The organism is Taklimakanibacter lacteus, from assembly GCA_003576695.1.
In the GTDB taxonomy this organism is placed as follows: Bacteria; Pseudomonadota; Alphaproteobacteria; order Rhizobiales; family Aestuariivirgaceae; genus Taklimakanibacter; species Taklimakanibacter lacteus.
Genome location: QOZQ01000001.1, coordinates 116,333 through 139,934 on the forward strand (window position 1 = coordinate 116,333; position 23,602 = coordinate 139,934).

At 63.2% G+C, this 23,602-nt stretch carries 22 protein-coding genes; 19 read left to right on the forward strand and 3 right to left on the reverse strand.

The window, feature by feature from the left end; all coding sequences use genetic code 11:
• Positions 1–11: 11 nt before the first annotated feature.
• Entirely contained in the window at positions 12–1,202 is a 1,191-nt protein-coding gene (locus DT068_RS00535; protein ID WP_162913923.1) for a M24 family metallopeptidase, read from the reverse strand.
• A gap of 78 nt (positions 1,203–1,280) precedes the next feature.
• On the opposite strand from DT068_RS00535, the gene DT068_RS00540 reads away from it, so the two are divergent.
• The 4 genes from DT068_RS00540 (at position 1,281) to DT068_RS00555 (ending at position 3,622) form a co-directional block, all read left to right on the forward strand.
• On the forward strand, positions 1,281–1,610 hold the full coding sequence (locus DT068_RS00540; protein ID WP_119387817.1) for an L-rhamnose mutarotase: 330 nt from the start codon (positions 1,281–1,283) through the stop codon (positions 1,608–1,610).
• Positions 1,611–1,662: 52 nt separating this feature from the next.
• Positions 1,663–2,541: a GNAT family N-acetyltransferase gene (locus DT068_RS27880; protein ID WP_162913924.1), complete on the forward strand. Its 879-nt coding sequence runs from the start codon at positions 1,663–1,665 to the stop codon at positions 2,539–2,541.
• Between the two features lie 11 nt (positions 2,542–2,552).
• The gene (locus tag DT068_RS00550; RefSeq protein ID WP_119387819.1) at positions 2,553–3,242 is read left to right on the forward strand and encodes a GNAT family N-acetyltransferase; all 690 of its coding nucleotides are present in this window, start codon (positions 2,553–2,555) and stop codon (positions 3,240–3,242) included.
• 116 nt (positions 3,243–3,358) lie between these two features.
• Positions 3,359–3,622 (forward strand): acyl carrier protein, encoded by a 264-nt coding sequence (locus DT068_RS00555; RefSeq protein ID WP_119387820.1) that lies wholly within the window; start codon positions 3,359–3,361, stop codon positions 3,620–3,622.
• Between the two features lie 55 nt (positions 3,623–3,677).
• Here the strand turns inward: DT068_RS00555 and DT068_RS00560 are convergent, their stop codons facing one another.
• Positions 3,678–4,466, reverse strand: coding sequence for a DeoR/GlpR family DNA-binding transcription regulator (locus DT068_RS00560; RefSeq protein WP_119388280.1), 789 nt, complete (start codon positions 4,464–4,466; stop codon positions 3,678–3,680).
• A gap of 420 nt (positions 4,467–4,886) precedes the next feature.
• Between DT068_RS00560 and DT068_RS00565 the strand changes: the two genes are divergently transcribed.
• The 7 genes from DT068_RS00565 (at position 4,887) to DT068_RS00595 (ending at position 14,342) form a co-directional block, all read left to right on the forward strand.
• The gene (locus DT068_RS00565) at positions 4,887–6,395 is read left to right on the forward strand and encodes a sugar ABC transporter ATP-binding protein (protein ID WP_119387821.1); all 1,509 of its coding nucleotides are present in this window, start codon (positions 4,887–4,889) and stop codon (positions 6,393–6,395) included.
• The gene (locus DT068_RS00570; protein WP_119387822.1) at positions 6,392–7,375 is read left to right on the forward strand and encodes an ABC transporter permease; all 984 of its coding nucleotides are present in this window, start codon (positions 6,392–6,394) and stop codon (positions 7,373–7,375) included. The genes DT068_RS00565 and DT068_RS00570 overlap by 4 nt, the downstream gene beginning before the upstream one ends.
• Positions 7,372–8,325: an ABC transporter permease gene (locus DT068_RS00575; protein WP_119387823.1), complete on the forward strand. Its 954-nt coding sequence runs from the start codon at positions 7,372–7,374 to the stop codon at positions 8,323–8,325. The genes DT068_RS00570 and DT068_RS00575 overlap by 4 nt, the downstream gene beginning before the upstream one ends.
• A 73-nt stretch (positions 8,326–8,398) precedes the next feature.
• Positions 8,399–9,505, forward strand: coding sequence for an autoinducer 2 ABC transporter substrate-binding protein (locus tag DT068_RS00580; protein ID WP_119388281.1), 1,107 nt, complete (start codon positions 8,399–8,401; stop codon positions 9,503–9,505).
• Positions 9,506–9,678: 173 nt separating this feature from the next.
• Positions 9,679–11,766, forward strand: coding sequence for a bifunctional rhamnulose-1-phosphate aldolase/short-chain dehydrogenase (locus DT068_RS00585; RefSeq protein WP_119387824.1), 2,088 nt, complete (start codon positions 9,679–9,681; stop codon positions 11,764–11,766).
• A 70-nt stretch (positions 11,767–11,836) separates the two neighbouring features.
• Complete coding sequence (rhaI, locus tag DT068_RS00590; RefSeq protein ID WP_119387825.1) at positions 11,837–13,129, forward strand: L-rhamnose catabolism isomerase; 1,293 nt, start codon at positions 11,837–11,839, stop codon at positions 13,127–13,129.
• A gap of 106 nt (positions 13,130–13,235) precedes the next feature.
• On the forward strand, positions 13,236–14,342 hold the full coding sequence (locus DT068_RS00595) for an alanine racemase (protein ID WP_119387826.1): 1,107 nt from the start codon (positions 13,236–13,238) through the stop codon (positions 14,340–14,342).
• A 35-nt stretch (positions 14,343–14,377) separates the two neighbouring features.
• Here DT068_RS00595 and DT068_RS00600 read toward each other — a convergent pair whose 3' ends face one another.
• Positions 14,378–15,142: an SDR family oxidoreductase gene (locus DT068_RS00600; RefSeq protein WP_119387827.1), complete on the reverse strand. Its 765-nt coding sequence runs from the start codon at positions 15,140–15,142 to the stop codon at positions 14,378–14,380.
• Positions 15,143–15,278: 136 nt separating this feature from the next.
• Here DT068_RS00600 and DT068_RS00605 point away from each other — a divergent pair, with 136 nt between their 5' ends.
• From DT068_RS00605 to DT068_RS00640, 8 genes are all read left to right on the forward strand, one after another.
• Positions 15,279–16,508 (forward strand): ABC transporter substrate-binding protein, encoded by a 1,230-nt coding sequence (locus tag DT068_RS00605; protein ID WP_119387828.1) that lies wholly within the window; start codon positions 15,279–15,281, stop codon positions 16,506–16,508.
• A gap of 199 nt (positions 16,509–16,707) precedes the next feature.
• On the forward strand, positions 16,708–17,076 hold the full coding sequence (locus DT068_RS00610) for a RidA family protein (protein ID WP_119387829.1): 369 nt from the start codon (positions 16,708–16,710) through the stop codon (positions 17,074–17,076).
• Positions 17,077–17,080: 4 nt separating this feature from the next.
• Complete coding sequence (locus DT068_RS00615) at positions 17,081–18,553, forward strand: M81 family metallopeptidase (RefSeq protein ID WP_119387830.1); 1,473 nt, start codon at positions 17,081–17,083, stop codon at positions 18,551–18,553.
• Positions 18,554–18,650: 97 nt separating this feature from the next.
• Positions 18,651–19,220, forward strand: coding sequence for a beta/alpha barrel domain-containing protein (locus tag DT068_RS28255; RefSeq protein ID WP_119387831.1), 570 nt, complete (start codon positions 18,651–18,653; stop codon positions 19,218–19,220).
• Positions 19,217–20,101: a tetratricopeptide repeat protein gene (locus DT068_RS00625; protein ID WP_119387832.1), complete on the forward strand. Its 885-nt coding sequence runs from the start codon at positions 19,217–19,219 to the stop codon at positions 20,099–20,101. Before DT068_RS28255 ends, DT068_RS00625 begins: the two co-directional genes overlap by 4 nt.
• Before the next feature lie 85 nt (positions 20,102–20,186).
• Positions 20,187–21,329, forward strand: a complete 1,143-nt coding sequence (locus DT068_RS00630; protein ID WP_162913925.1) for an OpgC family protein — start codon at positions 20,187–20,189, stop codon at positions 21,327–21,329.
• Between the two features lie 269 nt (positions 21,330–21,598).
• Positions 21,599–21,907 (forward strand): hypothetical protein, encoded by a 309-nt coding sequence (locus DT068_RS00635; RefSeq protein ID WP_119387834.1) that lies wholly within the window; start codon positions 21,599–21,601, stop codon positions 21,905–21,907.
• 47 nt (positions 21,908–21,954) lie between these two features.
• Entirely contained in the window at positions 21,955–23,586 is a 1,632-nt protein-coding gene (locus DT068_RS00640) for an acyl-CoA synthetase (RefSeq protein WP_119387835.1), read from the forward strand.
• Positions 23,587–23,602 lie beyond the last annotated feature (16 nt).

Consider the following 23,602-nt stretch of genomic DNA (forward strand, 5'->3'; position numbering starts at 1 on the left):
CTTTCGGATGTTCAAAGCCTGCCGCGATTCCAGCCGCGGCCGTCATCGCCATAGGGCTCGTAGCCGGTCCTGGTCACCGCGACCGTATCCTCGAGCTTCACATAGCCGCGCTTGGGATGCGGCAAGGTCGTCTCGATCGAGATGACCATGCCTTCCTCGAGCGGCAGATCCTCGTCGTAAGCGGGATAGGGAACAGGGCCGGTGCCGGTGAGGCGGGGTGCCTCATGCGGGATCATGCCCATGCCATGGGCGCAGAAATGCATGATGCTTCGATGCGGCACCGTCCTGAACACCTTGTCGGCCTCGACATATATATCGCCGCCACGAGCGCCGGCGCGGATCGGCTTCCGTGCCGCCTGCTGCACCAGGTCGACCTCGGCGAGGAGATCCTTCAGCTCCTGGTCGGGCTCGCCGAGCAGGGCCATGCGGCAGAGATCGCCAATATAGCCTTTGTAATTGCCGCCGGAATCGAGCGACAGCACCTCGCCCCTGTTCCAGGTGTCGGGCGAGGGCGAGCGGTTGTGGCTCGAGCCCACCGTGATCAGGCAGTATTCGAAAGTGAGACCGCGCTTCACCTCCTCGAGCCGCAGCGCCTCGCTCAACTGCTTCTTGGACGAGCCCGGGCCATGCGAGCCCATCACCGCCAGCATGGCGGAGACGACGCCTTCAGAGGCCTTCCTGAGCAATGCGAGCTCTTCCGGCGTCTTGACGGCACGCAGTCTTTCCAGCGGCAGAAGCGCATCGACGATTTCGCAATTGGGCATCGCCTGGCGCAGAGCGGAATGGGCGTCGGCCGGCAGGAAGCCCATCTCGACGCCAATGGTGCGGATGGGGCCGAGCTTTTTCAGATGCGCCGCGGTGAGCGCCATCACATCCTGGGTGCCCCAGGATTTCGTCTCGACGGTCGCCGGCCAGAACTTGTCGAGCTGGCGCTCATAGGTCTCGAGCCCGTTGCCGAAATAGGCGGCCTGGTCGGGGCGGCCCTTGCGGTAGATCATCACCGGCAGATAGCGGCTGACCCCGATCGCATCCATGAAATCGAAGAAGAAGAAGCGATAGCCGCCGAGCAGATACTGGATATTGTGCTTGGAGGTGACGACGAGGACGTCGATGCCGGCCTTGTCGAGCAAAGCATCGAGCTTGGCCTGGTCGAAGGGCACGGGCCGCGAAGCCCGGTTTTCCTGCAGGCGCGCCATCGTCATGTTCCCATCTCCCTGGCCGATCGGCTCCATGTTATTCATATGAGAATAGCCGGATCGGCACGGGAAAGGAAACAGCGAATGCGAAGGATGGGACTCGTCATCGGCTTGAGGCCCGAGGTCATCGCGGAATACAAGCGCATCCATGAAAAGGTGTGGCCCGAGATTCTCGATCTCATCAGCCGCTGCAATATCCGCAACTACACGATCTTCCTGCGCGAGCCGGAAAACCTGCTGTTCGCGAGTTGGGAATATCATGGCCGGGATTTCGCCGCCGATATGGCGGTGATGCGCGCCGATCCGCGCATGCAGGAGTGGTGGCGGATCACCGATCCGATGCAGGTGCCGCTCGCCTCGCGCAAGAAGAGCGAATGGTGGGCCCCGATGGAGGAAGTGTTCCATCACGATTGACTGCCCGAGCTTTCCGCCGGATGCGCTACTTTAAGTTGATCAAGAGGGACGCGTGAGCCTCATGGGTGCCTGGGGCCGGCTCCAACGCCCCCCGGACCCGGCCCTGACGTTGCGCGGTGCTTTGCTTCCGACGAAGGCTCGATCGAAGACGGGGATTTCGATCTGGACGGCTTCGCCATTCGGCGCGGCCCGGTATGGCAAGCGCGAATCGGAATTCGACGGGGCAGTTCGAAATCACCTCGAGGACTCCGGGTTTTCGCGGGCATCAAGTTCTGCAAAAAACGCGCCGCTCCAAGACGGTGCGGGCTTCTCTTCTGACGTGGTCGACTTGACGTGGTTGAATGTCGAGGTTTGGCCGCTGTATACCAGGCGCATGGCGGCGCCTCACGCAACAAGCACAGCGATGCCCGACGGGCAACTCCAGACTCGTCGATTCGTCCTGCGCATCATCGGTCCCGATGATGTGAGCGACGAATGGCTGAGATGGTTCAGCGACAGCGACCTCATGCGGCAGCGAAATGCACACGCCGTCAAGCTGAAGCGAGCCGATGTGCAACGCTACATTATCGCGGCGCAACGGCAGCGCCGTCTCGTCATCGGCATATATGAACGGCACAGCAGCCGGCATGTCGGCCTGTATGAATTGCAGATCAATCCGGAGCACAAAAATCTCACGATCGACGTGATCGTCGATCCGTGGCGCTTCGATCCGCACAGTGTATTGATGGAGACCGATGCGGTGCTGCTGGCCCATATGGCAAAGGCATACGGGGTGCAGAAAGCCGTCGCCAAGGTGGTCGAGACTTACAGCTCGGCGCTTCGCCATTTCGGGCATGCGCCCTGGATCAAGGAAGGAGTGCTGCGGTTCGAGCGCACATCGGTGGATGGCAGCCGGCGACTGGATGTAGTACAGTTCGGCATGCTTCTCTGAGGACTGGGCGAATGGCAAGCCTACCTCCACCTTCATTTGTCATCGAGACCGAAAGATTTCTGCTCCGTCCGATGGTGCGAAGCGATGCCTCCGCCGCGCTGGAGACATGGATCGAGGATGCGATTGCAGCCGAGATGCTGAACACGAGGCCGCGGAAATGGAGCATGGAGGAGCAGATCGAGTATTTCGCCAAGTATGAAACCAAGCAGACGAATTGTCTCCTGGGGCTGTTTCCGAGAGGTCAGAAGGAGCCGATCGGCCTCTTCATAGTCAAGCTGCAGCCTGAAGAATCGATCATGCTTGTCACTCATCTGCTGGGCGATACGCAGTGGCGCGGCCGGGGCGCCTCGAGAGAAGCTTCCATCGGCATTTTTGAATATTTCTTCAACAAGCTCGACTACAAGAAGGCCAAGGCCAATGTGCAGCCGAGCAACCGTTCGATGATGTGGCTGCTGTTCAATGGCGGGTGGCGCCTGGAAGCGCGGCTGAACAAGCATCTGTGCCTGAAATCCTCCGGCGTAAGAGCCGATATACTGGTCTTCGGGATAATGTCCGACGAGTGGCGCGCGAGCAAAGATTCGGCCAAGACAGTGTCGAAGCGGCGCGCCATCCCACGGGCTGACAGCGACGGCAGCAGGGCTCGAAACCTTGATGGTAATGCCGACGGAGGGCATCCACCTGGCATTTCGCGCTCGAGCTGATGGAGCTGGCCCCACATTCCTGTGCCTTCAAGGCCTATGGACGGGGAGCAGCTTGCCAAGCGGCGCCGTCGCATTGCCTCGTTCGACATAGAACTTTCATTATTGAGGTAGTCTGAATGAACCGCGATGAAGTGAAGATGGCGCTTCTGGATGTGCTTGTCGCCATGGAGCTGATCACACCCTCCGAGAAATCCGCTGCCCTGGGAGAGGGAGCCGCCGACATTCACTTTGGCGGCCTCGGCATCGACAGCCTCGCCGTCGTCGATATGTGCGTTGCGGTAGAGGAGAAGATTGGCCGCGAGCTGCATGTGGAAGAAATCATCGATAACCCGACGGTAGATCTCCTGGCCGCCCACCTGGGGAGCGCCGCCGACAAGTAACAGCCGCGCCACCCCTTGCCGGCAATATCGGCGGTCCGCCGGTCATCGACGGGAGCTACTCCGCAGTCTCCTTGCCCAGCCTGGCAATGATGGTGCGGATTCCGGCATCCTCCAGCATGCGCGCCTGTTCGGATGTAAGCCCGTCATCGGTGATGAGGGTCGAGATGCGCGACAGCGGCAATATGCTGTGGCGGGTGCGGATCGCGAATTTGCGGCTGTCGGCGAGGAGAACCACCTCATCGGCGCGCGACAGCAGGCGCTCGGTCTCGCGCGCGATCAGAGGATGCGATTCCATGATACCGTTGGGGCCGATGCCCTGGGCGCCGAAGAAGAGTTTCGAGGCATAGAAATCAGGTGGACCCGAGCCTTGCGCGTAGATGATGCCGGGCTCGCGATAGAGCTCGCCGCCGGCCAAAGTGAGATGGCAGGAGCCGTCTTCCCAAAGACGCGCCGCGAGCGGCATGGAGTTGGTGTAGATCTTCACATTGCGCCGTGCCAGGCGCAGCGCGAAGAGATAGCAGGTGGTGCCGCCATGGATGATGATGGCATCGCCGTCGCGCACCAGGGTCTCAGCCTCGCGCGCAATGGCGCGCTTGGCCTCGACCGCCAGCATGCGGTTTTCCTCGAAAGGCCGCGCAGCGAGGCGTTGCGGCGACAGGTCATTTTCCGCCGCGGCGATACCGCCGAAGACTTTGCGCACGCCGCCCGTCTCATGCAGCTTGGCGATGTCGCGGCGGATGGTGGCGGGCGAGACCTTCAGCACATCGAGCAGGTCCTTCACCGTCGCGAAAGGCCGCTCCTTCAATTCGTCGAGGATGAGGCGGTGGCGCTCGCTTTCATCCATGGCGGTGACCTCGTCCAATTTTCCCCCTCTCCCATTGCTTCGCAACGGGAGAGGGGGAAGGCGTCAGGTGATCGACGATGATCATAGACGTGAGCGCGCCGTCACGCCTTTTTGTCAGATGATTGCGATTCATGGCTTGACCATAATTGCTCACCATTGTTCAATCTTAATCACAGAGGGGCCCTCGTGCAACATCACATGCGGTCTCGAAACCTTTCCCGGCGGATCCGGATTGCCCCGCGGAAAACCAAGAAAAACGGCGAATCCGGATGGGAGGAAGGTTGTGATGCCGGGCAGAGGCGCCAGATGCTGGCCTGTCGTTCAGAGGGTAGCGACCCGGGAAGCCTCATCCGGCAGACTTCCAATTATGATTAACTGCAATCATCGTGATCATGGCTGCGCCGAGGGGGAGATGTCGTCATGACTCCGCTGGTCGCGCTCAAGGGAATCTCGAAATCCTTCGTCGGCGTGCGCGTCCTCAACAGCGTCGATTTCGATGTCAGGCCGGGCGAGGTGCATGCGCTTCTGGGAGAGAACGGCGCCGGCAAATCGACCCTCATCAAGATCATCGCCGGCGTGCATGCCCCCGATGCGGGCGAGATCATCATCGGTGGCCAACCGGCCAAATTCGCCAATCCCGGCCAGGCGGTGAAGGCCGGCATCGCCATCGTCTATCAGGAATTGCTGCTCTTCCCCGAGCTCTCGGTCGCCGAGAACATCTTCCTCAATCATGCGCCCAGGCTCTCCTGGGGCGGGCTCGACTGGGCGCAGATGCGCGACAAGTCCCGCGCACTCCTGGATGATCTCGATTCGCATCATCTCGATGTTGATGCCAAGGTCGGCTCGCTGTCGGTCGCCAACCGCCAGCGTGTCGAGATCGCCAAGGCGCTGTCGCAGAATGCCCGCGTCGTCGTCATGGACGAGCCGACCGCGTCGCTCGCCGAAGTCGATGTGCAGCAATTGCTGGCGATCGTCCGGCGCCTGCGCAGCCGCGGCGTCGGCATCGTCTATGTCAGCCACAAATTGCCCGAGATCTTCGCACTCGCCGACCGGGTGAGCGTGCTGCGCGACGGCAATTATGTGGCTACCCGCGACATCAAGGACGTCACCGAGCGCTCGCTCGTCGCGATGATGGTCGGCCGCTCGATCGACCAGCTCTTCCCCAAGGAAGAGGCGCAGATCGGCGCGCCGCGGCTCGAACTGCGCAACGTGTCGCATGGCAAGGCGGTGCGCGACATCTCCTTCACCTTGCGCGCGGGCGAAATTCTGGGCGTCGCCGGGCTCGTCGGCTCGGGCCGCACCGAAACCGCGCTCACCATTTTCGGCATCACGCCCGCCACAGCGGGCGAGATCCTGATCGACGGCAGGCCGGTGCAGATCAGGTCGCCGCAGCAGGCGCGCGACCTCGGCATCGCCTATGTGCCGGAGGACCGGGGCCTGCAGGGGCTGGTCCGGCCGCAGACGATCGCCGAGAACATATCGCTCACCGTGCTCCGGAGGCTCTCCCGCGCCTTTATCGTCGATCGTGGCAAGGAGGTTACGCTCGCCCGCGACTTCATCAAGCGGCTCGGCATCCGGGCCCGCGGCCCGGGGCAGGCGGCGCGCCAATTGTCGGGCGGCAACCAGCAGAAGGTGGTCCTCGCCAAATGGCTCGCCGCCGAACCGCGGATCCTCATCATGGACGAGCCGACGCGCGGCATCGATGTCGGCGCCAAGTCGGAGATCCATGCGCTGATGTCGAAACTCGCCCAGAGCGGCCTGGCGATCCTGATGATCTCGAGCGAATTGCCGGAGGTGCTGGGCATGAGCGACCGCGTGCTGGTCATGAATGGCGGGCGCATCGTCGCCGAGATCGATCGCAATGACGCGACGCCGGAAACGGTGGGCGCGGCGATGACGCTGGTGCGCGACCAGGAGGCGGCGGCATGAGCGACATCGCCCTGCCGCGCCGGCGGCCGTCCTATTTCTCGCGCCTGTTCGAGGCCTATGGCCAGGAGATCGTCGTCCTGACCGCCATCGTCGTGCTGTTCATCGTCGTCGGCCTCGTCAATCCGCGCTTCCTCTCCAACACCAATCTCACCAGCATCTTCTCCGGCAATGCCTATATCGCGGTGGCGGCGATCGGCATGGCGATGGTCATCATCTCGGGCCATATCGATGTCTCGGTCGGCTCGCTCATCGGCGTGCTCGCCACCATCGCCGGCACGCTGGCGGTGTCGGGCTATCCGATATGGGTGGCCTGGACGGTGCCGGTGCTGGTCGGCATCGCGATCAACACCTGCCTCGGGGCGCTCATCGCCTATATGCGCATCCCCTCGATCGTGGCGACGCTCGGCATGCTGTCGATCCTGAAAGGCGGCCTCATCAGCGCCACCGGCGGCACCTGGATCACCGGCATGCCGCCGCAATTCTTCATCGCCCAGGCGCGGCTCTTCGGTGTTCCCGCCCCGGTCTATTTCATGGCGATCCTCACCATCATCGTGGCGCTGTGGATGCGTTATTCGGCGACCGGGCGCTCGCTCTATGCGGTAGGCGGCAATGCGGAGGCCGCACGCGCCACCGGCCTCAACCCGGAGCGCACCTGCGTCCTCGCCTTCGCCCTGCATGGCTTCTTCGCCGGCATTGCCGCGCTTCTCTTCGCCACGCAATTGCAGGTCATCCAGTCGACGGTGCCGCCCAATCTCGAGCTCACCGTCATCACCGCGGCGGTGATCGGCGGCGTGTCGATCCTCGGCGGCACCGGCACCGTGATCGGCTCGACGCTGGCCGCCGTCCTCTTCGCCTGCATCGGCTCGGCGCTCATCTTCCTCAGCGTCTCGGCCTATTGGCTGCGCGCGGTGCTGGGCCTCCTCATCCTCGCCACCGTGCTCGCCGACATGGCGCGGCGGCGCCGGAGCCTCGTGCGATGACCGCGAGCTTGCGATCCCTCCTGTTGCGTCACGAGACGATCCTCGGCGTCCTGCTCATCCTGGCGCTCATCGCGCTTGCCTGGCAGTCCGACCGCTTCTTCACGGCAGACAACCTCCTCAATCAGGGGAGGCTGATGGCCGAGGTCGGGCTGGTGGCGCTCGCCATGACCTTCGTCATCGTCACCGGCGGCATCGATCTGTCGGTCGGCTCGATCCTGGGGCTGGTCGCCATATTGCTCGGCGTGTTCTGGCAGAACATGGGCATCCCGCTGCCCATCGCCATGGTGCTCGGCATCCTGGTGGGCGGCATTGCGGGCCTCGTCAACGGCATCATCATCACCCGCTTCGGCGTGCCGCCGCTGATCGCGACGCTGGCGACGCTGGCGCTCTATCGCGGCCTCGCCGAAGGCATCAGCCAGGCGCGCTCGGTCCGCGGCTATCCCGACTGGTTCTTCACTTTGGGCCAGGGCGAGGTCCTGGGCGTGCCGACGCAATTGTGGATATTCGGCCTGCTGGCCCTCATCGCCGCCGTCATTCTCGGCCTTTCGACCTTCGGGCGCGCCACTTACGCGATCGGCTCCAATGCGGTGGCATCGCGCTTCTCAGGCCTCAGCGTCGATCGCACGCTCCTCCTTATATATATGGCCTCAGGGCTCATAGCGGGTCTCGCCGCGGTGATCTTCGTGTCGCGCGTCTCGACAACGCGTTCCGACATGGGCACCGGGCTCGAGCTCGACGTCATCACCGCCGTCGTCCTCGGCGGCACCAGCATCTTCGGCGGGCGCGGCACCATCATCGGCACGTTGCTCGGCCTCGTCCTGATGCAGGCGCTGAAGAACGGGCTGGCGCTTGCGGGCGTCAAGGGCGACGGCACCATCGTGGTGATCGGCGCCGTCCTCATCGGCACGATCCTCATCAGCAATATCTTTCGCAAGGATGCAGACGGTTGAACAAAAGGGAGGTCCGGATCTTCTTGGCCGTCAGCATAATCAAGGTCCGGATGTGAAGCGCAAGGAGCATGAAATGATACGCAAAACATTGGTTGCTGCCGCTGCCCTCGCCGCCATGGCGGGGAGCGCCTTTGCCGCCTCGGCCTGGACCGGGGGAGACGATCTGCCGACCAACCCGCTTGCCTGCGACGGAACACCTGGTGCCGCCGTGGCCAAGCCCTATGACGGCGGCGAGCCGACGGGCGCGCCTGACCGCAAGGGCAAGAAGATCACCGTCGTCGATGTGCCGAAGCTCATCGGCATCGGCTATTTCAACGCGACGTCGAAGGGCATTGCGGACGCGGCCATGGAGCTCGGCAATGTCGAGGCCAAGACCGACGGCCCGACGCAGGCCAATATCGACCAGCAGATCACCTTCATCGACAACTACATCACCAGCGGCGTCGACGGCATATTGTTCGCCGCCAATGACCCGGTGGCGATCGCGCCGGTCCTGAAGAAGGCGCTGTCCAAGGGCATCAATGTCGTGGGCTATGACGCCAATTCGCAGCCCGATGCGCGCCAGTGGTTCGTCAACCAGGCCGAGTTCAACGGCATCGCCAAGGCGCTGATCGACAATATGGCCAAGGAAATCGGCGAGGAGAGCGCCTTCGCCATCGTCACCTCGACCTTCACCACGCCCAACCAAGCACGCTGGATCGCCGAGATGGCGGCCTATGCGGAGAAATGCCATCCCAAGATGAAGTGGCTGGAGACGGTGGAAGCGCAGGAGGACAACGTGCTCTCCTTCAACCAGGCCACGACCCTCATCAACAAATATGGCGATGAGCTCAAGGGCATCTTCGGCATGACGAGCGTCGCCACGCCGGCTTCGGCGGAAGCGGTGACCCAGGCCAGCAAATGCGGCACGATCGCCGTCGTCGGCCTCGCCACGCCCAATGCGATGAAGCCTTATGTGGAGAAGGACTGCGTCAAGTCGGTGGTGCTGTGGAACCCGGTCGACCTCGGCTACGCCGCCATGCATGTGCTGCGCGCGGTCGCCGATGGCGACCTGAAGGCCGGCGCCACCTCGGTCAAGGCCGGCAAGCTCGGCGAGCTCCAGGTCATCAACGGCTCGGAGATCCTGCTCGGCGCGCCCTTCGTCTTCTCGAAGGAGAATATCGGTCAGTTCGACTTCTAGGGAACCGAGCTCTCTCCGGTGTTTCCCCTCTCCCGTTGCGTAGCAATGGGAGAGGGTGCCCGACCTTGCTCCGCCGAAGCGGAAGTTTTCTGCTTTGCAGGAGCGTAAACTTCGGGCTTCGCGAAGGCGAGCAGCGTGGGTGAGGGCAATTCAGCATGAAAGGTCAGTGATCCATGACGACATCCGCCATTCCCGATCTGTGGGACGACAAGGTTGCCGCTTCGCTCAGCGAGCCGGGGCTTTTGCTCTATCGCTCGAACCTGTTGGGCAGCGATCTCAGGATCACCAATTTCGGCGGCGGCAATACATCGGCCAAGGTCAGGATGACCGATCCCCTGACCCGCAAGGAAGAAACGGTTCTGTGGGTGAAGGGCTCGGGCGGCGATCTCGGCTCCATGAAGCTCGATGGCTTCTCGACACTCTATCTCGACAAGCTCCATGCCCTGAAAAACCTCTATCGCGGCATCGCCCATGAAGACGAGATGGTCGACTACCTGCCGCATTGCACCTTCAACCTCAACCCGCGCGCGGCCTCGATCGACACGCCGCTGCATGGCTTCGTTCCGGCATTGCATGTCGATCACATGCATGCCGATGCGGTGATCGCCATCGCCGCGGCGAAGGACTCCGAGAAGCTGACCAGGGACGTCTTCGGCGATGAGATGGGCTATCTGCCCTGGCAAAGGCCGGGCTTCGATCTTGGCCTCAAGCTCGGCGAGATGGCCGAGAAGAACCCGCATTTCGTCGGTGTCGTGCTCGGCGCCCATGGGCTCTTCACCTGGGGCGGGACCGCCAAGGAGTCCTACCAGACCACTTTGCGCATCATCAACAAGGCGGCCCAATGGCTGGAAGAGCATCGCGCCAGGCCCGCCTTCAAGGGCCATCGCTTCGACAGCCTCGATGCCAGGTCGCGGGCTGAAACAGCCAAGCGCCTGATGCCCGAGATCCGCGGCCGCATCTCCAGGGACGAGCGCAAGATCGGTCATTTCACCGATGCGCCGGAAGTGCTCGACTTCGTCAACAGCAATGCGCTCGATGCGCTGGCGCCGCTCGGCACGTCCTGTCCCGATCATTTCCTGCGCACCAAGATCAGGCCGCTGGTTCTGCCCTTCGATCCCAGGACGAACAACCTCGATGACGTGATTGCCGGCCTCGACGGCACGCTTGCCGACTATCGCCAGGACTATGCCGCTTATTATGAGCGCTCGAAGCATCCGAACTCGCCCAGGATGCGCGATGCCAATGCCGTCATCTATCTGGTGCCGGGCGTCGGCATGATCTCCTTCGCCAAGGACAAGGCGACGGCCCGCATCGCGTCGGAATTCTATGTGAATGCGATCAATGTCATGCGCGGCGCTTCGGGCGTGTCTGACTATGCCGGATTGCCGGAGCAGGAGGCCTTCAATATCGAATACTGGCTGCTGGAGGAGGCGAAGCTGCAGCGCATGCCGAAACCGAAGAGCCTTGCCGGACGCATCGGCTTCGTCACCGGCGGGGCGGGGGGCATCGGCCAGGCGATCGCGCATCGCCTGCTTGCCGATGGCGCCTGCGTCGTCTTCGCGGATATCGACGAGGCGGCGCTCAAAGCGACGGTCGAAGGCTTCGGCGCGCACTTCGGCAAGGACCAGGTGCAAGGGGTCCTGCTTGACGTCACAAAGGAGGATGCCGTCATCGCCGCGATGGGCGACACGGTATTGCGCTTCGGCGGCATCGATATCGTGGTCAACAATGCCGGCATTTCGTCCGCCGCGCCGGTCGAGGACACGAGCCTCGATCTGTGGAACAAGAACATGTCGATCCTCGGCACCGGTTATTTCCTGGTGGCGCGCGAAGGCTACCGGCTCATGAAGAAGCAGGGGCTCGGCGGGTCGATGGTATTCATCGGCTCGAAGAACGCCATTGCGGCATCCGCCGGCGCTTCCGCCTATTGCACGGCCAAGGCGGCGGAAGTGCATCTCGCCCGCTGCATGGCCTTGGAGGGGGCGCCGCTCGGCATCAGGGTGAATGTCGTCAATCCGGATGCCGTCCTGCGCGGCTCCAAGATCTGGCAGGGCGAATGGCGCCAGCAACGGGCGCAATCCAACAAGATCAAGGAGGAGGAGCTCGAAGAGTTCTACCGCAAGCGCTCGCTGCTGCAGCGCTCGGTGTATCCTGAGGATATCGCCGAAGCGGCCTATTTCTTCGCCTCTGATCTTTCGGCCAAGTCGACCGGCAATTTCCTCAATGTCGATGCCGGCAATGCCACGAGCTTCACAAGATGAGGGGACGAACAGCTGCGCGTATTACCCTCTCCCCGCTGAAGCGAGGAGAGGGTAAGAAGGAATGCCACCTATGACCTTCTCCATCTCCGCCGATTTCATCGCAGAAGCGAACCGAAAGGCCGAGGCGCATCTCGCCGAGGACTATGCCGCGCTCGGACGCCAGCTCGCGCGGCGCGGCATCGACATCGAGAAGATGACGCAACGGGCCATGGATTATGCCGTCGCGGTGCCGACCTGGGGGGTGGGCACCGGCGGCACGCGCTTTGCGCGCTTTCCGGGGCCCGGAGAACCGCGCAATGTCTTCGACAAGCTCGATGATTGCGGCGTCATCCACCAGCTCACCCGCACGACGCCCACGGTCTCACCGCATATTCCCTGGGACAAGGTCTCCGACTACAGCGCGCTGCGCCAGAAGGCGGCCTCGCATGATCTCGCCTTCGACGCGGTGAATTCCAACAGCTTCCAGGATGCCGCCCAGCAGAAGCTCTCCTACAAGTTCGGCTCCCTCACCCATGCCGACGCGGCGACGCGGGCGCAGGCGGTCGAGCACAATCTCGAATGCATCGAGATCGGCCGCAAGCTCGGCTCCACCGCGCTCACGGTGTGGATCGCCGACGGTTCCAATTTCCCCGGCCAGTCCAATCTCAATGCCGCCTTCGACCGCTATATGGAGTCGCTCAGGGCCATCTATGCCGAACTGCCGAAGGACTGGTTCGTCTTCCTCGAGCACAAGCTCTATGAGCCGGCCTTCTATTCGACGGTCATCTCCGACTGGGGCTCGAGCTTCATGGCGGCATCCGAGCTCGGCCCCAAGGCCAGATGCCTGGTCGATCTCGGCCATCATGCGCCCAATACCAATATCGAGCAGATCGTCGCCCGCCTCATAAGGGCGCAGAAGCTCGCCGGCTTCCATTTCAACGATTCCAAATACGGCGACGACGATCTCGATTCGGGCTCGGTCGATCCCTTCCGGCTGTTCCTCATCTTCAATGAGCTGGTGGACGCCGAATTGCGCCAGGCCCCGGGTTTCAGCCCCGCCTATATGATCGACCAGTCGCACAATGTCACCGATCCGATCGAAAGCCTGATGCAGTCGGCGACGGAAATCCTGCGCGCCTATGTGCAGGCTTCGCTCATCGACCGCGCTGCGCTCGCGGCAGCCCAGGCCGAAAGCGACGTGCTGGGCGGGCATCTTCTCGTCAAGCAGGCCTTCACGACCGATGTCTCACCGATCCTCGCCGAAGCGCGGCGGCGCAAGGGCGGCGCCATCGATCCGATCGCGATTTATCGCGCTTCGTCCTACCGCCGGCACAAGGCGAAGGAGCGGCCACCCGCGGCGGGAACGTCGGCCGGCATTGTTTGAGTCCGTTCCCGAAATGCTCTAAGCCCTTTCGCCAGACATATTGTTTGCGCATGATTTTTCCGGAAAACCGGTACCCACTTTTCCGGATCATGCTTTTGAGGGCAAGATGAGCAGCAAGGACATTACCAGCTTCTTCCGGTTCGAGCCGGTGGGCAAAAGGATCGAGGAGCTGGAGACGCCGGTTCCGGTCATCGACATCGATGTGGTGGACCGCAATCTCAAGCGCTGGCAGGCGCGCTGCGACGAGATCGGCATCGCCAACCGCCCGCATATCAAGACGCACAAGCTGGCGGCGCTGGCCAAATACCAGATGGCGCTCGGCGCCAAGGGCATCACCGTGCAGAAGCTCGGCGAGGCGGAAGTCATGGCGGATGCCGGCATCAGCGACATGCTGCTCACCTTCAATGTGGTGGGAGCGCCCAAGCTCAGGCGCCTGGCCGAACTCGCCAGGCGTACCGGCATCTCGGTCGTCGCCGACAATGAGGCCGTCATCGAAGGCCTGGGCCAGGCCGGCATCGCCGCCGGGCGCGACATAAGCGTGCTGGTCGAGTGCGATACCGGCGGCAAGCGCAACGGCGTGCAGTCGCCTGAAGCCGCCGCCGGCCTCGCCAGGGTGGTCGACAAGACCAGGGGCGTCACCTATGGCGGCCTCATGACTTACGCGGCGCCTGGAACCCGCCTGGCGGCGAAAGCCTTCCTGACCGAGGCGCGCGATCTGGCGGGCAAGGCCGGGCTCGAGACCGCCGTCGTCTCGACCGGCGGATCGCCCGATATGTGGAGCAAGGAAGGGCTCGAAGTCGCGACCGAATACCGCGCCGGGACCTACATCTATTTCGACCGCTCGCTCGCCGAGCGCGGCACCTGCTCATACGATGATTGCGCTCTCCATGTCCTCGCCACGGTGGTGAGCCGGCCCACCGATGAACGCGCCCTCATCGATGCGGGCAGCAAAACGCTGACCAGCGACCTCCTGGGCCTCAAGGGCTATGGCGTCGTGACCGGGCTCGACAAGGCGCAGATCTACAATATGAGCGAGGAGCACGGCTTCCTCGATATTTCGGGCCTCGCGCAAAAGCCCAAGGTCGGCGATCTGGTGCAGATCACGCCCAACCATGTCTGCCCGGTGACCAATCTCTTCGACCGCGTGGTTTTCGTGCGCGGCAATGACGTGCTGGGCGCCGTCAAGGTCGATGCGCGCGGAATGGTGCAGTAGATGAATCCCCTCTCCCTGGGGGAGAGGGGATATGATCAGATGCCCTTGAGCACCGTGTCGATGAAGGGCAGGAAACCTGCCGTAGCGCCGGCATCGACCGGCAGGCTCACACCGGTGATGCCGCTCGAGAGCGGGGAGGCGAGGAAGAGCACGGCATTGGCGACTTCCTCCGGCGTGACCAGACGCTGCAAAGGATAGAGCCGGGTGACACGCGGCAGGAGCTGCGGCTCGGCCTCAAGCCGGTGATCCCAGGCATGGGTGCGGGTCGAGCCGGGGCAGACGCTGTTCGAGCGAATGCCATGCGCGCCATATTCGACCGCAATGGCGCGCGAGAAGCCCTCAATGCCCGCCTTTGCCGCGGCATAGACGGGATTGCCGAAATGCAGGATGGCATTCACCGAGCTGATGAAGACGATGCTGCCGACCTTGCGCTCGACCATGGCGGGAAGCAGACCCTGGGTAAAGTGCATCACGCCGTTGAGATTGAGCTGCAACTCGCGGTCGATCACCTCGGGCGTCACGTCCTCCATCAGCTCGGCGCGGGTCCAGCCGGCATTGTTGATGAGGCAGTCAGGCGCCCCGAAACTGGACAGGATGTCTTCCACCGCCTTGCTGATCGATCGCGGGTTGAGCAGGTCGAACACTTCGAGATGGTCGGGTGCGATCGGCTCATCTGTCCTGGCGTTCCTGTCGCAGGCGATGACGACGGCGCCCTCAGCCTTGAAGGCCGCGACAAGGGCCGAGCCGATGCCGCCGCCCGCCCCCGTGATGATGACCTTCTTGCCCTTAAGTCCTGTCATGGTTACCGGCTGGCTCCCTGTACCTGCTTGTTTTCGCTCGCTCATCCCAGTATGTAGCAGAAACCATGTCGGGAGCGATGACAACCCGCTCAAAGGCGCGGGCCAAAATCAAGAGTTCCAGCCGGGAGGACATATAATGGGCCGGTATTTGCGGGGCATCCTCGCGGTCGGGCTCGGTTTCCTTGCCCTGTCAGGCCCTGCTTTCGCCGGCACCGTCAAGGTCATCGTCGCCGATTACAGCATCAGGACGGCGGCCTATTTCGCGGAGGCCGAAAAAGCCTTCGAGGCCGCCAATCCCGGCACCGACATAAGCATCGAGGTGGTGCCCTGGGACACGCTCGGGCAGAGGCTTGCCTCCGACATCGCCGCCGGCACCAATCCGGACATCGCCGTTGCCGGCACGCTCTGGCTTGTCGATTTCGTGAAGCGGGATGTGGTCGAGCCGCTCGACGGCTTCATCGACGACCAGTTCAGACGCCGGTTCGTCGAGCCCTTCCTGTCGGCCGCGGCCATGGACGGCAAGATCTATGGGCTGCCGATCGCCGCTTCGGCGCGCGCCCTGTTCTACAACAAGGAGCTTTTCGCCAAGGCCGGCATCGCCGAGGCGCCGAAGACCTGGGACGAACTCAAGGCCGCGGCGCAGAAGATATCGGCGCCGGGGGCCGAGATCTATGGCTATGGCCTGCAGGGCAAGGGCAGCGAGGCCGACATCTATTATTATTACGCGATGTGGTCGCAGGGCGTCGAAGTCCTCGACGAGAACGGCAAGTCGGCGCTGTCGAGCGACGGCGCTGCCGCCGCGGCGAAGATCTATGCCGAGCTGATCACCAAAGGCGCCACCCAGCCCGGCGTCACCGGCTATGCGCGCGAGGATGTCGAGAAGCTGTTCAAGCAGGGCCGGATCGGCATGATGATGTCAGGTCCGGCGCTGGCAGACGCAATGAGCAGGGAAGCGCCCGATGTCGGCTACGGCATCGCCCCGATTCCGGCAGGCCCCACGGGCGCCAGAGGCACCTATGGCGTGACCGACTCGATCATCATGTTCAAGAACTCCGAGGCCAAGGAGGAAGCCTGGAAGTTCCTCGACTATCTCTTCACCACCGGCATGCGCGCCAAGTTCAACCAGGATGAAGGCTTCCTGCCGGTGATCAAGGAAGAGGCGCAGCTCGACTACAATGTGAACAACGCCGATCGCAAGGCCTTCATCGAGCTCATGCCTTCGGCCCATTTCACACCGCTCATCGCGCGCTGGGACGAAGTGGCGGAGACGACGGTCACCGCGCTGCAGAAGATCTATCTCGGCGCCGATCCCGACGCGGTGCTGAAAGCGACAGCCGAGCAGATCAACGGCATCCTCGCCAAGTAGGCGCGTGTTCCAACGCCGATCGAGTTCCGCTGCACCGGACATTCCAGCGGAATGGAAATGCAGTGCGCGAGTTTTCCGCTTTTTGCATCGCGACACCGGAAAACCACTTCGCTCTTCTTGCCGCCATGCTCTATCCTCGCCGGCTGATCCTTCCTCTTTCCGCCAGATCCTGGCGCGTCGGTCAAACAGGAGCATTCGCATGAAGAAGCAGGTTTTCGGCACGTCCCATGTGCCTCTCTCGCCGGCCGTCAGGGCCGGTGATTTCATCTATGTGTCAGGCCAGGTCCCGGTCGATGCGCAAGGCAATGTCGTCGCCGGCGACATCAAGGCGCAGACGCGCCAGGTGCTGGAGAATGTCAAAGCGGCGCTGGTGCTGGCCGGCGCCACGCTGGACGAGGTCGTCAAGATCACCGCCTGGCTGCAGGATGCACGCGATTTCGCCGCCTTCAACCAGGTCTATGGCAGCTATTTTCCCAAGGAGCCGCCGGCCCGCTCGACGGCGGAGAGCCGGCTGATGATCGATGTCAAGGTCGAGATCGAAGCGATCGCCTATTCGCCGAAACGCTGATCGCATGCGTATCTTCACGGCCTCGCTCGCCACCGAGACCAATACCTTCTCGCCCGTGCCGACCGACCGGGCGAGCTTCGAGATGGCGTTCCATGCGCCGCCCGGACAGCATCCGGAAACGCCGACCTTGTGCTCATCGCCCATGCTGGCCTTGCGCCGGAGGGCGCGCAGCGACAAGAGGCTCGAGATCATCGAAGGCACGGCAGCCTGGGCAGAACCCGGCGGGCTTCTCAACCGGCAGGCCTATGAGGGATTGCGCGATGCCATACTGAGCGAGCTCGAACAGGCGCTGCCGGTCGATGGCGTCGTGCTCGGGCTGCATGGCGCCATGGTGGCTCAAGGCTATGACGATTGCGAAGGCGATCTCCTCGAACGGGTGCGCGCGCTGGTGGGACCGAAAGCCGTCATCGCCGCCGAGCTCGATCCGCACAGCCACCTGACGCCGAAGCGCGTCGCCAATGCCGACATTCTCGCCGCCTTTCTCGAATTCCCTCATACGGACTTCTACGAACGGGGAGAGCATGTCGTGGACATGGCGCTCAGGGCCATAGCCGGCGAGATCAGGCCGCTCATATCGACTTTCGATTGCCGCATGATCGATGTCTATCCGACCAGCCGCGAGCCGATGCGCTCCTTCGTCGACCGGCTGAAGGCGCTGCACGGCAAGGACGGCATCCTGTCGGTCTCCTTCATCCATGGCTTCATGGCGGCGGATGTGCCCGAGATGGGCAGCCGCATGCTGGTGGTGAGCGACGGCGACAAGGCCCGCGGCGACCGGCTTGCCGAAAAGCTCGGGCGCGAGATCTTCGCCCTGCGCGGCACGACCATGATGCCGACGACGGGCATCGATGAAGGGCTCGACCGCGCGCTCAAGGCGGCACGGCCCGGACGACCCGCGGTCATCGCCGACATGTGGGACAATCCAGGCGGCGGAGTGGCGGGAGACGGCACGCTGCTGCTGCGCCGCATGATCGAGCGCAATATCAAGAGGGCGGCGCTGGCGACCATCTGGGATCCGATCGCGGTGACTTTCGCGCATGGGGCGGGCGAGGGGGCGCAGATCGATATGCGCATCGGCGGCAAATCGGGGCCTCTCGGCGGCGAGCCGGTCGATGCCCGCGTCACCGTCCGCAAAGTGGCCCGGGAAGGCTGGCAGAGCTTCGGCGGCAGCCGGGTCACGCTCGGGCCTGCGGCGGTGGTGCGCCTTGCCGGCAGCGAGATCGACGTCATTCTCAACACCAACCGCACGCAGACCTTCGAGCCCGACATATTCACCAATATGGGCATCGATGTCGCGGGCCAGTCGCTGCTGGTGGTGAAGTCGACCAACCACTTCCATGCCGGCTTCGCGCCGATCGCAGCCGAGATCATCTATGTCGCGGCCGGGGCCACTTATCCCAATAATCCGCGCGAGACGAATTATCGCAAGCTCACGCGCCGGATCTGGCCCCGGGTGGAAGATCCGTTTCGAGCTTAACCCTCGTCCTGCAAGCTCGTCATGGCGGGAGGGGTGGCATATTTGCCTTCCGTTCCCATCTCTGGTTCAACAGAGCGAGGAGGCCTTAGAATCACTCATGGCGCCGCCCCGTCTTCATCTTGTCGTGCCGGAAACGACCAGCCAGCATGCGATCCGCTGCTTCACGGCGGCCTGCGCCGCGGGCGATGTGGCGAGCGTGCTGGCGCCTGGCGATCTCATCGCGGCCTTGCAGCCGCTTGCGGTGAAGCTCAATGTGGCGCTGCTCAGCGGCGACGAGAAACATGCCCGCCAGTGCGACGGCATCGAAATCGCAACCCGCGCCGACTACGATCATGCGCGCAGCTTGCTCGGACCGGACAAGATCATAGGCGCGCTGTGCGGTGTGTCGCGGCACACCGCGATGGATCTCGCGGAAGCCGGTGCGGATTATGTCGCCTTCCACCAGGCCAGGCTCAAGCCGCATGACGAGCCGATCATCGCCTGGTGGTCGGGCCTGTTCGAGGTGCCCTGCATTGCCGCCGATCCGGTCGGGCCGGAGCAGGTTGCCGCATTATTGACGCAACAGCCGGATTTCATCCGTCCGCCGGATTCGATCTGGACATCGCCCGAAGAGGCCCGGCGCATCGTCACCGACCTGATGCAGGCGATGTCGGAACAGGCGCCATGAAAATCAGACTGGCCGTCCTCCTTTGCCTGGCTCTCGCCGGCCCGGCGCTTGCGCAAAGCTCCTATGAGGAAGCTGTCTCCCTGTATGAGGACAAGGACTACAAGGGCGCCTTCACCGTCGCCGAGGCGGCGGCGAAAAGGGGCGATATCCGCGCCATGGCCATGCTTGGCGTCCTCTACCAGAAGGGCCTCGGCGTCACCGCCGATCTCAACAAGGCTGTCGACTGGTATGCCGATGCCGCCGAGAAGAACAATCTCGGCGCGCAATATTCGCTGGGCGAAATCTATCTCAATGGCGCGCTCGGGGAACCGGACACGGTCCGCGGGCGTTACTGGATGCTGAAGGCGGCCGGGCAGGGCAAGCCCGAGGCCCAGCACCGGCTCGGCCTCCTGGCGGCGGCAGAAGCGCCGCCGGACTGGACCGATGCCGCCGAATGGTTCCGCAAGGCGGCGGCGCAGGGTTACGCGGATTCGCAGTACAATCTCGGCGTTCTCTATGCCGAGGGCAGAGGTGTCGATGCCAGCAAGGTCATGGCCGGTGAATGGTTCGCCAAGGCGGCAGTCCAGGGTCACCGTGACGCGGCGCTCGACTACGGCATCATGGTATTCCGCGGCGACGGCGTCAAAAAGGACGAGAAGGTCGGCGCCCAGTGGCTCCTCGTTTCCGCCCGGCGCGGCAACCCGGTGGCGCAGAATCGCGTCGCCAGGCTTTATGCGACCGGCAAAGCCTTCGACGTCGATCCGGCGGAGGCGATGAAATGGCATATTCTCGCCAAGGCCGGCGGGCGCAGCGATGCCTGGCTCGACGAATTCGTCGCCCGCCTGCCCATGGCGACCCAGGAGGAGGGCGAAGCCAGGGCGCGAACCTTCAAGCCGGACTGAGAGACAAATTTTACCTCCGGACCCGTGACGAAATGCGCAGTTTGGCGCCTTGATCCAGCCACCCCGTTCCCGCATGCACACCGACATGACGTCCGCACCCGCCCCTTCCCGCCGTGACCATCGCGTCGATTTCCTGCGCGGGCTGGCGCTCGCCATCATCTTCATCAATCACGTGCCCGGCAATTTCTACGAAACGTGGACGCCCAAGAATTTCGGCTTCTCGGATGCGGCGGAAGTCTTCGTCATGCTGGCGGGCTTCGCCTCGGCCTATGCCTATTTCGCCCGTTTCGAGCGCGGCGAGATCTGGGACGCGATGAGCAAGGCCTGGCGGCGGGCCGGTGTCCTCTATGTCAGCCATGTGGTGACGACGGTTGCGGCGGTGGCGCTGTTCTGCGCCGCCTCGCTCTATTTCACGCATCCCGGATATCTCGACGACACGATCGTCTACATGGACATCAAGCCCCTGATGGACGATCCGGTGCGCGGCTTCATCGGACTCATAACGCTCGGCCATCAGCTCGGCTATTTCAATATCCTGCCGATGTATATGGCGCTGCTCCTGATGCTGCCCGCCATCATGGTGCTCGCCCGCTTGAACCTGTCGCTGCTGCTCGCGGTGTCGGTGACCCTGTGGTTCGCAACCGCGCTCTTCGCGCTCGATGTGCCGAACTATCCCTTGCCCGGCGGCTGGTTCTTCAATCCCCTGGCCTGGCAGCTTCTGTTCGTCATCGGCTTCATCCTCGGCCAGCGCCAGCGCGAGGCGAAACCCATGCCGTTCTCGCGCGTGCTCTATGCGGCATGCGTCGCCTATCTGCTGCTCGCCTATTGGTGGGTGCCGTTCGACTGGCTGATCCATTTCTCCGGCATCAAGCTGCCGGGCACCCTATGGGGTTTCGAGAAAGGCTTCGTCGCCTGGCCACGCCTCCTGCATGTGCTGGCGCTGGGCTATGTGGTGATGATGTCGCCGCTCGGCCGTCTCATGCACCGCATCCCGAAGACGCATTTCCTCACCGCCATGGGGCGGCATTCTCTGCCTGTCTTCTGCCTCGGCTCGCTCTTGTCGATGACCGGCGCGGTGGTCCGCCATGAATGGGGCGGCAGTTTCGCGCATGATTCGATCATCATTACGACAGGCCTCGCGCTGATGGGACTTCTTGCCTTCATCCTCGACGGGCGCCAGCCGTCGCCGCCCAAGCCGCTGTCCGTTCCCAGGCCGGCGACGACCTGAAGCGTGATGGCTTCGGCATCCACTTTTCCGGATCATGCTTTGGCTTTTTGTTTGCACATGATTTTTCCGGAAAACCGGCATCCACTTTTCCGGATCATGCTTTGGGCCAGCCCTTGTTGGCGGACCTTGCCCACACCACATAATAAGTGGGAACGGTGAAGTCCCTGGCCGGAGCAAGGCTCCGGCACAAACCGTTTTCTTACCCGGGCGCCTTGGTCGTCCTCTCCAGATTTTTTGCCGGACAAGAGGCGCTCAGCAGAGTGGCTCACATGGCCCGCTTCCACAGACGGCATGGCTTGAGCGGATTCGCCGCCGCTCTCACGATCCTCTTTCCCATGATCGCCCAGGCGCAGCTTCCCTGCGCGCCGCGCGAGGAGATCATCACCCAGCTCGTCGAGCGCTACGAGGAGGCGCCCGAGGCCAATGGGGTGACGGCGCAAGGCCTGCTGCTCGAGGTCTTCGTCTCCGAAGGCCGCAGCTGGACGATTATCCTCACCACGCCGCAAGGCCTTTCCTGCGTCGCCGCGGTCGGCGAGAACTGGGAGCGCGAATTCCGCAAGCCGGAGGTCGGTTTCTAGAGGCTGGCAGCTTCCGCGCGGGAACAGGATGTAATAAGACCTGCCGCATGAGCACTTCCATCTATGACCGCGACCTGCCCAAGACCCCGGCCAACTACCAGCCTTTGACGCCGCTGTCTTTTCTGGCCCGCGCCGGCGCGGTCTACAGGGACCATACCGCCATCATCCATGGCCGGCAGCGCTTCACCTATGGCGAGTTCTATGCGCGCTGCCGCAGGCTCGCCTCGGCGCTCGCCAAGGCCGGCATCAGGCGCGGTGACACGGTCTCGGCGCTGCTGGCCAATACGCCTCCCATGCTCGAGGCGCATTACGGTGTCCCCATGACCGGCGCCGTCCTCAACACGCTCAATACCAGGCTCGATGCCGCCGTGATCGCCTTCTCGCTCGATCATGCCGAGACCCGCCTCGTCCTCATCGACAGCGAATTCTCCGGCCTCCTGAAGGAAGCGCTCGGCCTGATGAAGGGCCGCAAACCGATCGTCGTCGACTATGTCGACCGGGAATTCGTGCCCGAGGGCCAGCGCCTCGGCTCGCTGGACTATGAAAGCTTCATCGCCAATGGCGATCCCGACTTCGCCTGGCTGATGCCCGAGGACGAGTGGGACGCGATCTCGCTCAACTACACATCGGGCACCACCGGCAATCCCAAAGGTGTCGTCTGCCATCACCGCGGCGCCTATCTGATCGCGCAGGGCAATGTGCTGACCCAGCAGATGGCCAAGCATCCGGTCTATCTGTGGACGCTGCCGATGTTCCATTGCAACGGCTGGGGCTATCCCTGGTCGATGTCGGTCATGGGCGGCACGCATGTCTGTCTGCGCGCGGTCCGGGCGAAGGCGATCTGGCAGGCCCTGGCCGAGCACAAGGTCACGCATCTGTGCGGCGCGCCGATCGTGATGACGACGATCCTCAATGCGCCTGACGAAGAGAAGACGAAGCTTCCGCATGTCGTCGAGTTCACCACCGCCGCCGCGCCGCCGCCGGAAGTGGTGCTGGCGCGCATGGCGGAAGCGGGCTTCAATGTCACCCATGTCTATGGCCTCACCGAAACCTATGGGCCGGCGGTGGTGAACGACTGGGACGAGAGCTGGGATTCGCTCAACCCGGCGGCCCGGGCGGCGAAGAAGGCGCGCCAGGGCGTCAATTACATCCCGCTCGAGACACTGACCGTCATGAACCCCGAAACCATGGAGCGCGTTCCGGCCGATGGCGAGACGCTGGGCGAGGTCATGTTCCGCGGCAATATCGTGATGAAGGGATATCTGAAGAACCGGCAGGCGAGCGAAGAGGCGTTCAAGGGCGGCTGGTTCCATTCGGGCGACCTCGCGGTGCTCTATCCCGATGGCTATATCCAGCTCAAGGACCGCTCCAAGGACATCATCATCTCGGGCGGCGAGAACATTTCCTCGATCGAGGTCGAGGAAGTGCTCTACAAGCATCCGGCGGTGCAGGCGGCCGCCGTCGTCGCCAAGGCGGATGAGAAATGGGGCGAAAGCCCTTGCGCCTTCGTCGAGCTGAAGCCCGGCCAGAGCGTCACGGCGGATGAGATCACCCAGTGGTGCCGGCAGGGCCTGGCGCGCTTCAAGGTGCCCAAGCACGTGGTCTTTGCCGAATTGCCCAAGACCTCGACCGGCAAGATCCAGAAATTCAAGCTGAGAGAGATGGCGAAGGACGTGTGACATGATCGGGGGGCGG

Coding starts and splice junctions, on each gene's coding strand:
- DT068_RS00585 (WP_119387824.1), top strand. CDS start 9,679: ATGACGACATCCGCCATTCCCGATCTGTGGGACGACAAGGTTGCCGCT.
- DT068_RS00625 (WP_119387832.1), top strand. CDS start 19,217: ATGAAAATCAGACTGGCCGTCCTCCTTTGCCTGGCTCTCGCCGGCCCG.
- DT068_RS00605 (WP_119387828.1), top strand. CDS start 15,279: ATGGGCCGGTATTTGCGGGGCATCCTCGCGGTCGGGCTCGGTTTCCTT.
- DT068_RS00630 (WP_162913925.1), top strand. CDS start 20,187: ATGACGTCCGCACCCGCCCCTTCCCGCCGTGACCATCGCGTCGATTTC.
- DT068_RS00575 (WP_119387823.1), top strand. CDS start 7,372: ATGACCGCGAGCTTGCGATCCCTCCTGTTGCGTCACGAGACGATCCTC.
- DT068_RS00600 (WP_119387827.1), bottom strand. CDS start 15,142: ATGACAGGACTTAAGGGCAAGAAGGTCATCATCACGGGGGCGGGCGGC.
- rhaI (WP_119387825.1), top strand. CDS start 11,837: ATGACCTTCTCCATCTCCGCCGATTTCATCGCAGAAGCGAACCGAAAG.
- DT068_RS00635 (WP_119387834.1), top strand. CDS start 21,599: ATGGCCCGCTTCCACAGACGGCATGGCTTGAGCGGATTCGCCGCCGCT.
- DT068_RS00540 (WP_119387817.1), top strand. CDS start 1,281: ATGCGAAGGATGGGACTCGTCATCGGCTTGAGGCCCGAGGTCATCGCG.
- DT068_RS00570 (WP_119387822.1), top strand. CDS start 6,392: ATGAGCGACATCGCCCTGCCGCGCCGGCGGCCGTCCTATTTCTCGCGC.
- DT068_RS00550 (WP_119387819.1), top strand. CDS start 2,553: ATGGCAAGCCTACCTCCACCTTCATTTGTCATCGAGACCGAAAGATTT.
- DT068_RS00555 (WP_119387820.1), top strand. CDS start 3,359: ATGAACCGCGATGAAGTGAAGATGGCGCTTCTGGATGTGCTTGTCGCC.
- DT068_RS00595 (WP_119387826.1), top strand. CDS start 13,236: ATGAGCAGCAAGGACATTACCAGCTTCTTCCGGTTCGAGCCGGTGGGC.
- DT068_RS00610 (WP_119387829.1), top strand. CDS start 16,708: ATGAAGAAGCAGGTTTTCGGCACGTCCCATGTGCCTCTCTCGCCGGCC.
- DT068_RS00535 (WP_162913923.1), bottom strand. CDS start 1,202: ATGACGATGGCGCGCCTGCAGGAAAACCGGGCTTCGCGGCCCGTGCCC.
- DT068_RS00560 (WP_119388280.1), bottom strand. CDS start 4,466: ATGGATGAAAGCGAGCGCCACCGCCTCATCCTCGACGAATTGAAGGAG.
- DT068_RS28255 (WP_119387831.1), top strand. CDS start 18,651: ATGGCGCCGCCCCGTCTTCATCTTGTCGTGCCGGAAACGACCAGCCAG.
- DT068_RS00615 (WP_119387830.1), top strand. CDS start 17,081: ATGCGTATCTTCACGGCCTCGCTCGCCACCGAGACCAATACCTTCTCG.
- DT068_RS00640 (WP_119387835.1), top strand. CDS start 21,955: ATGAGCACTTCCATCTATGACCGCGACCTGCCCAAGACCCCGGCCAAC.
- DT068_RS00580 (WP_119388281.1), top strand. CDS start 8,399: ATGATACGCAAAACATTGGTTGCTGCCGCTGCCCTCGCCGCCATGGCG.
- DT068_RS00565 (WP_119387821.1), top strand. CDS start 4,887: ATGACTCCGCTGGTCGCGCTCAAGGGAATCTCGAAATCCTTCGTCGGC.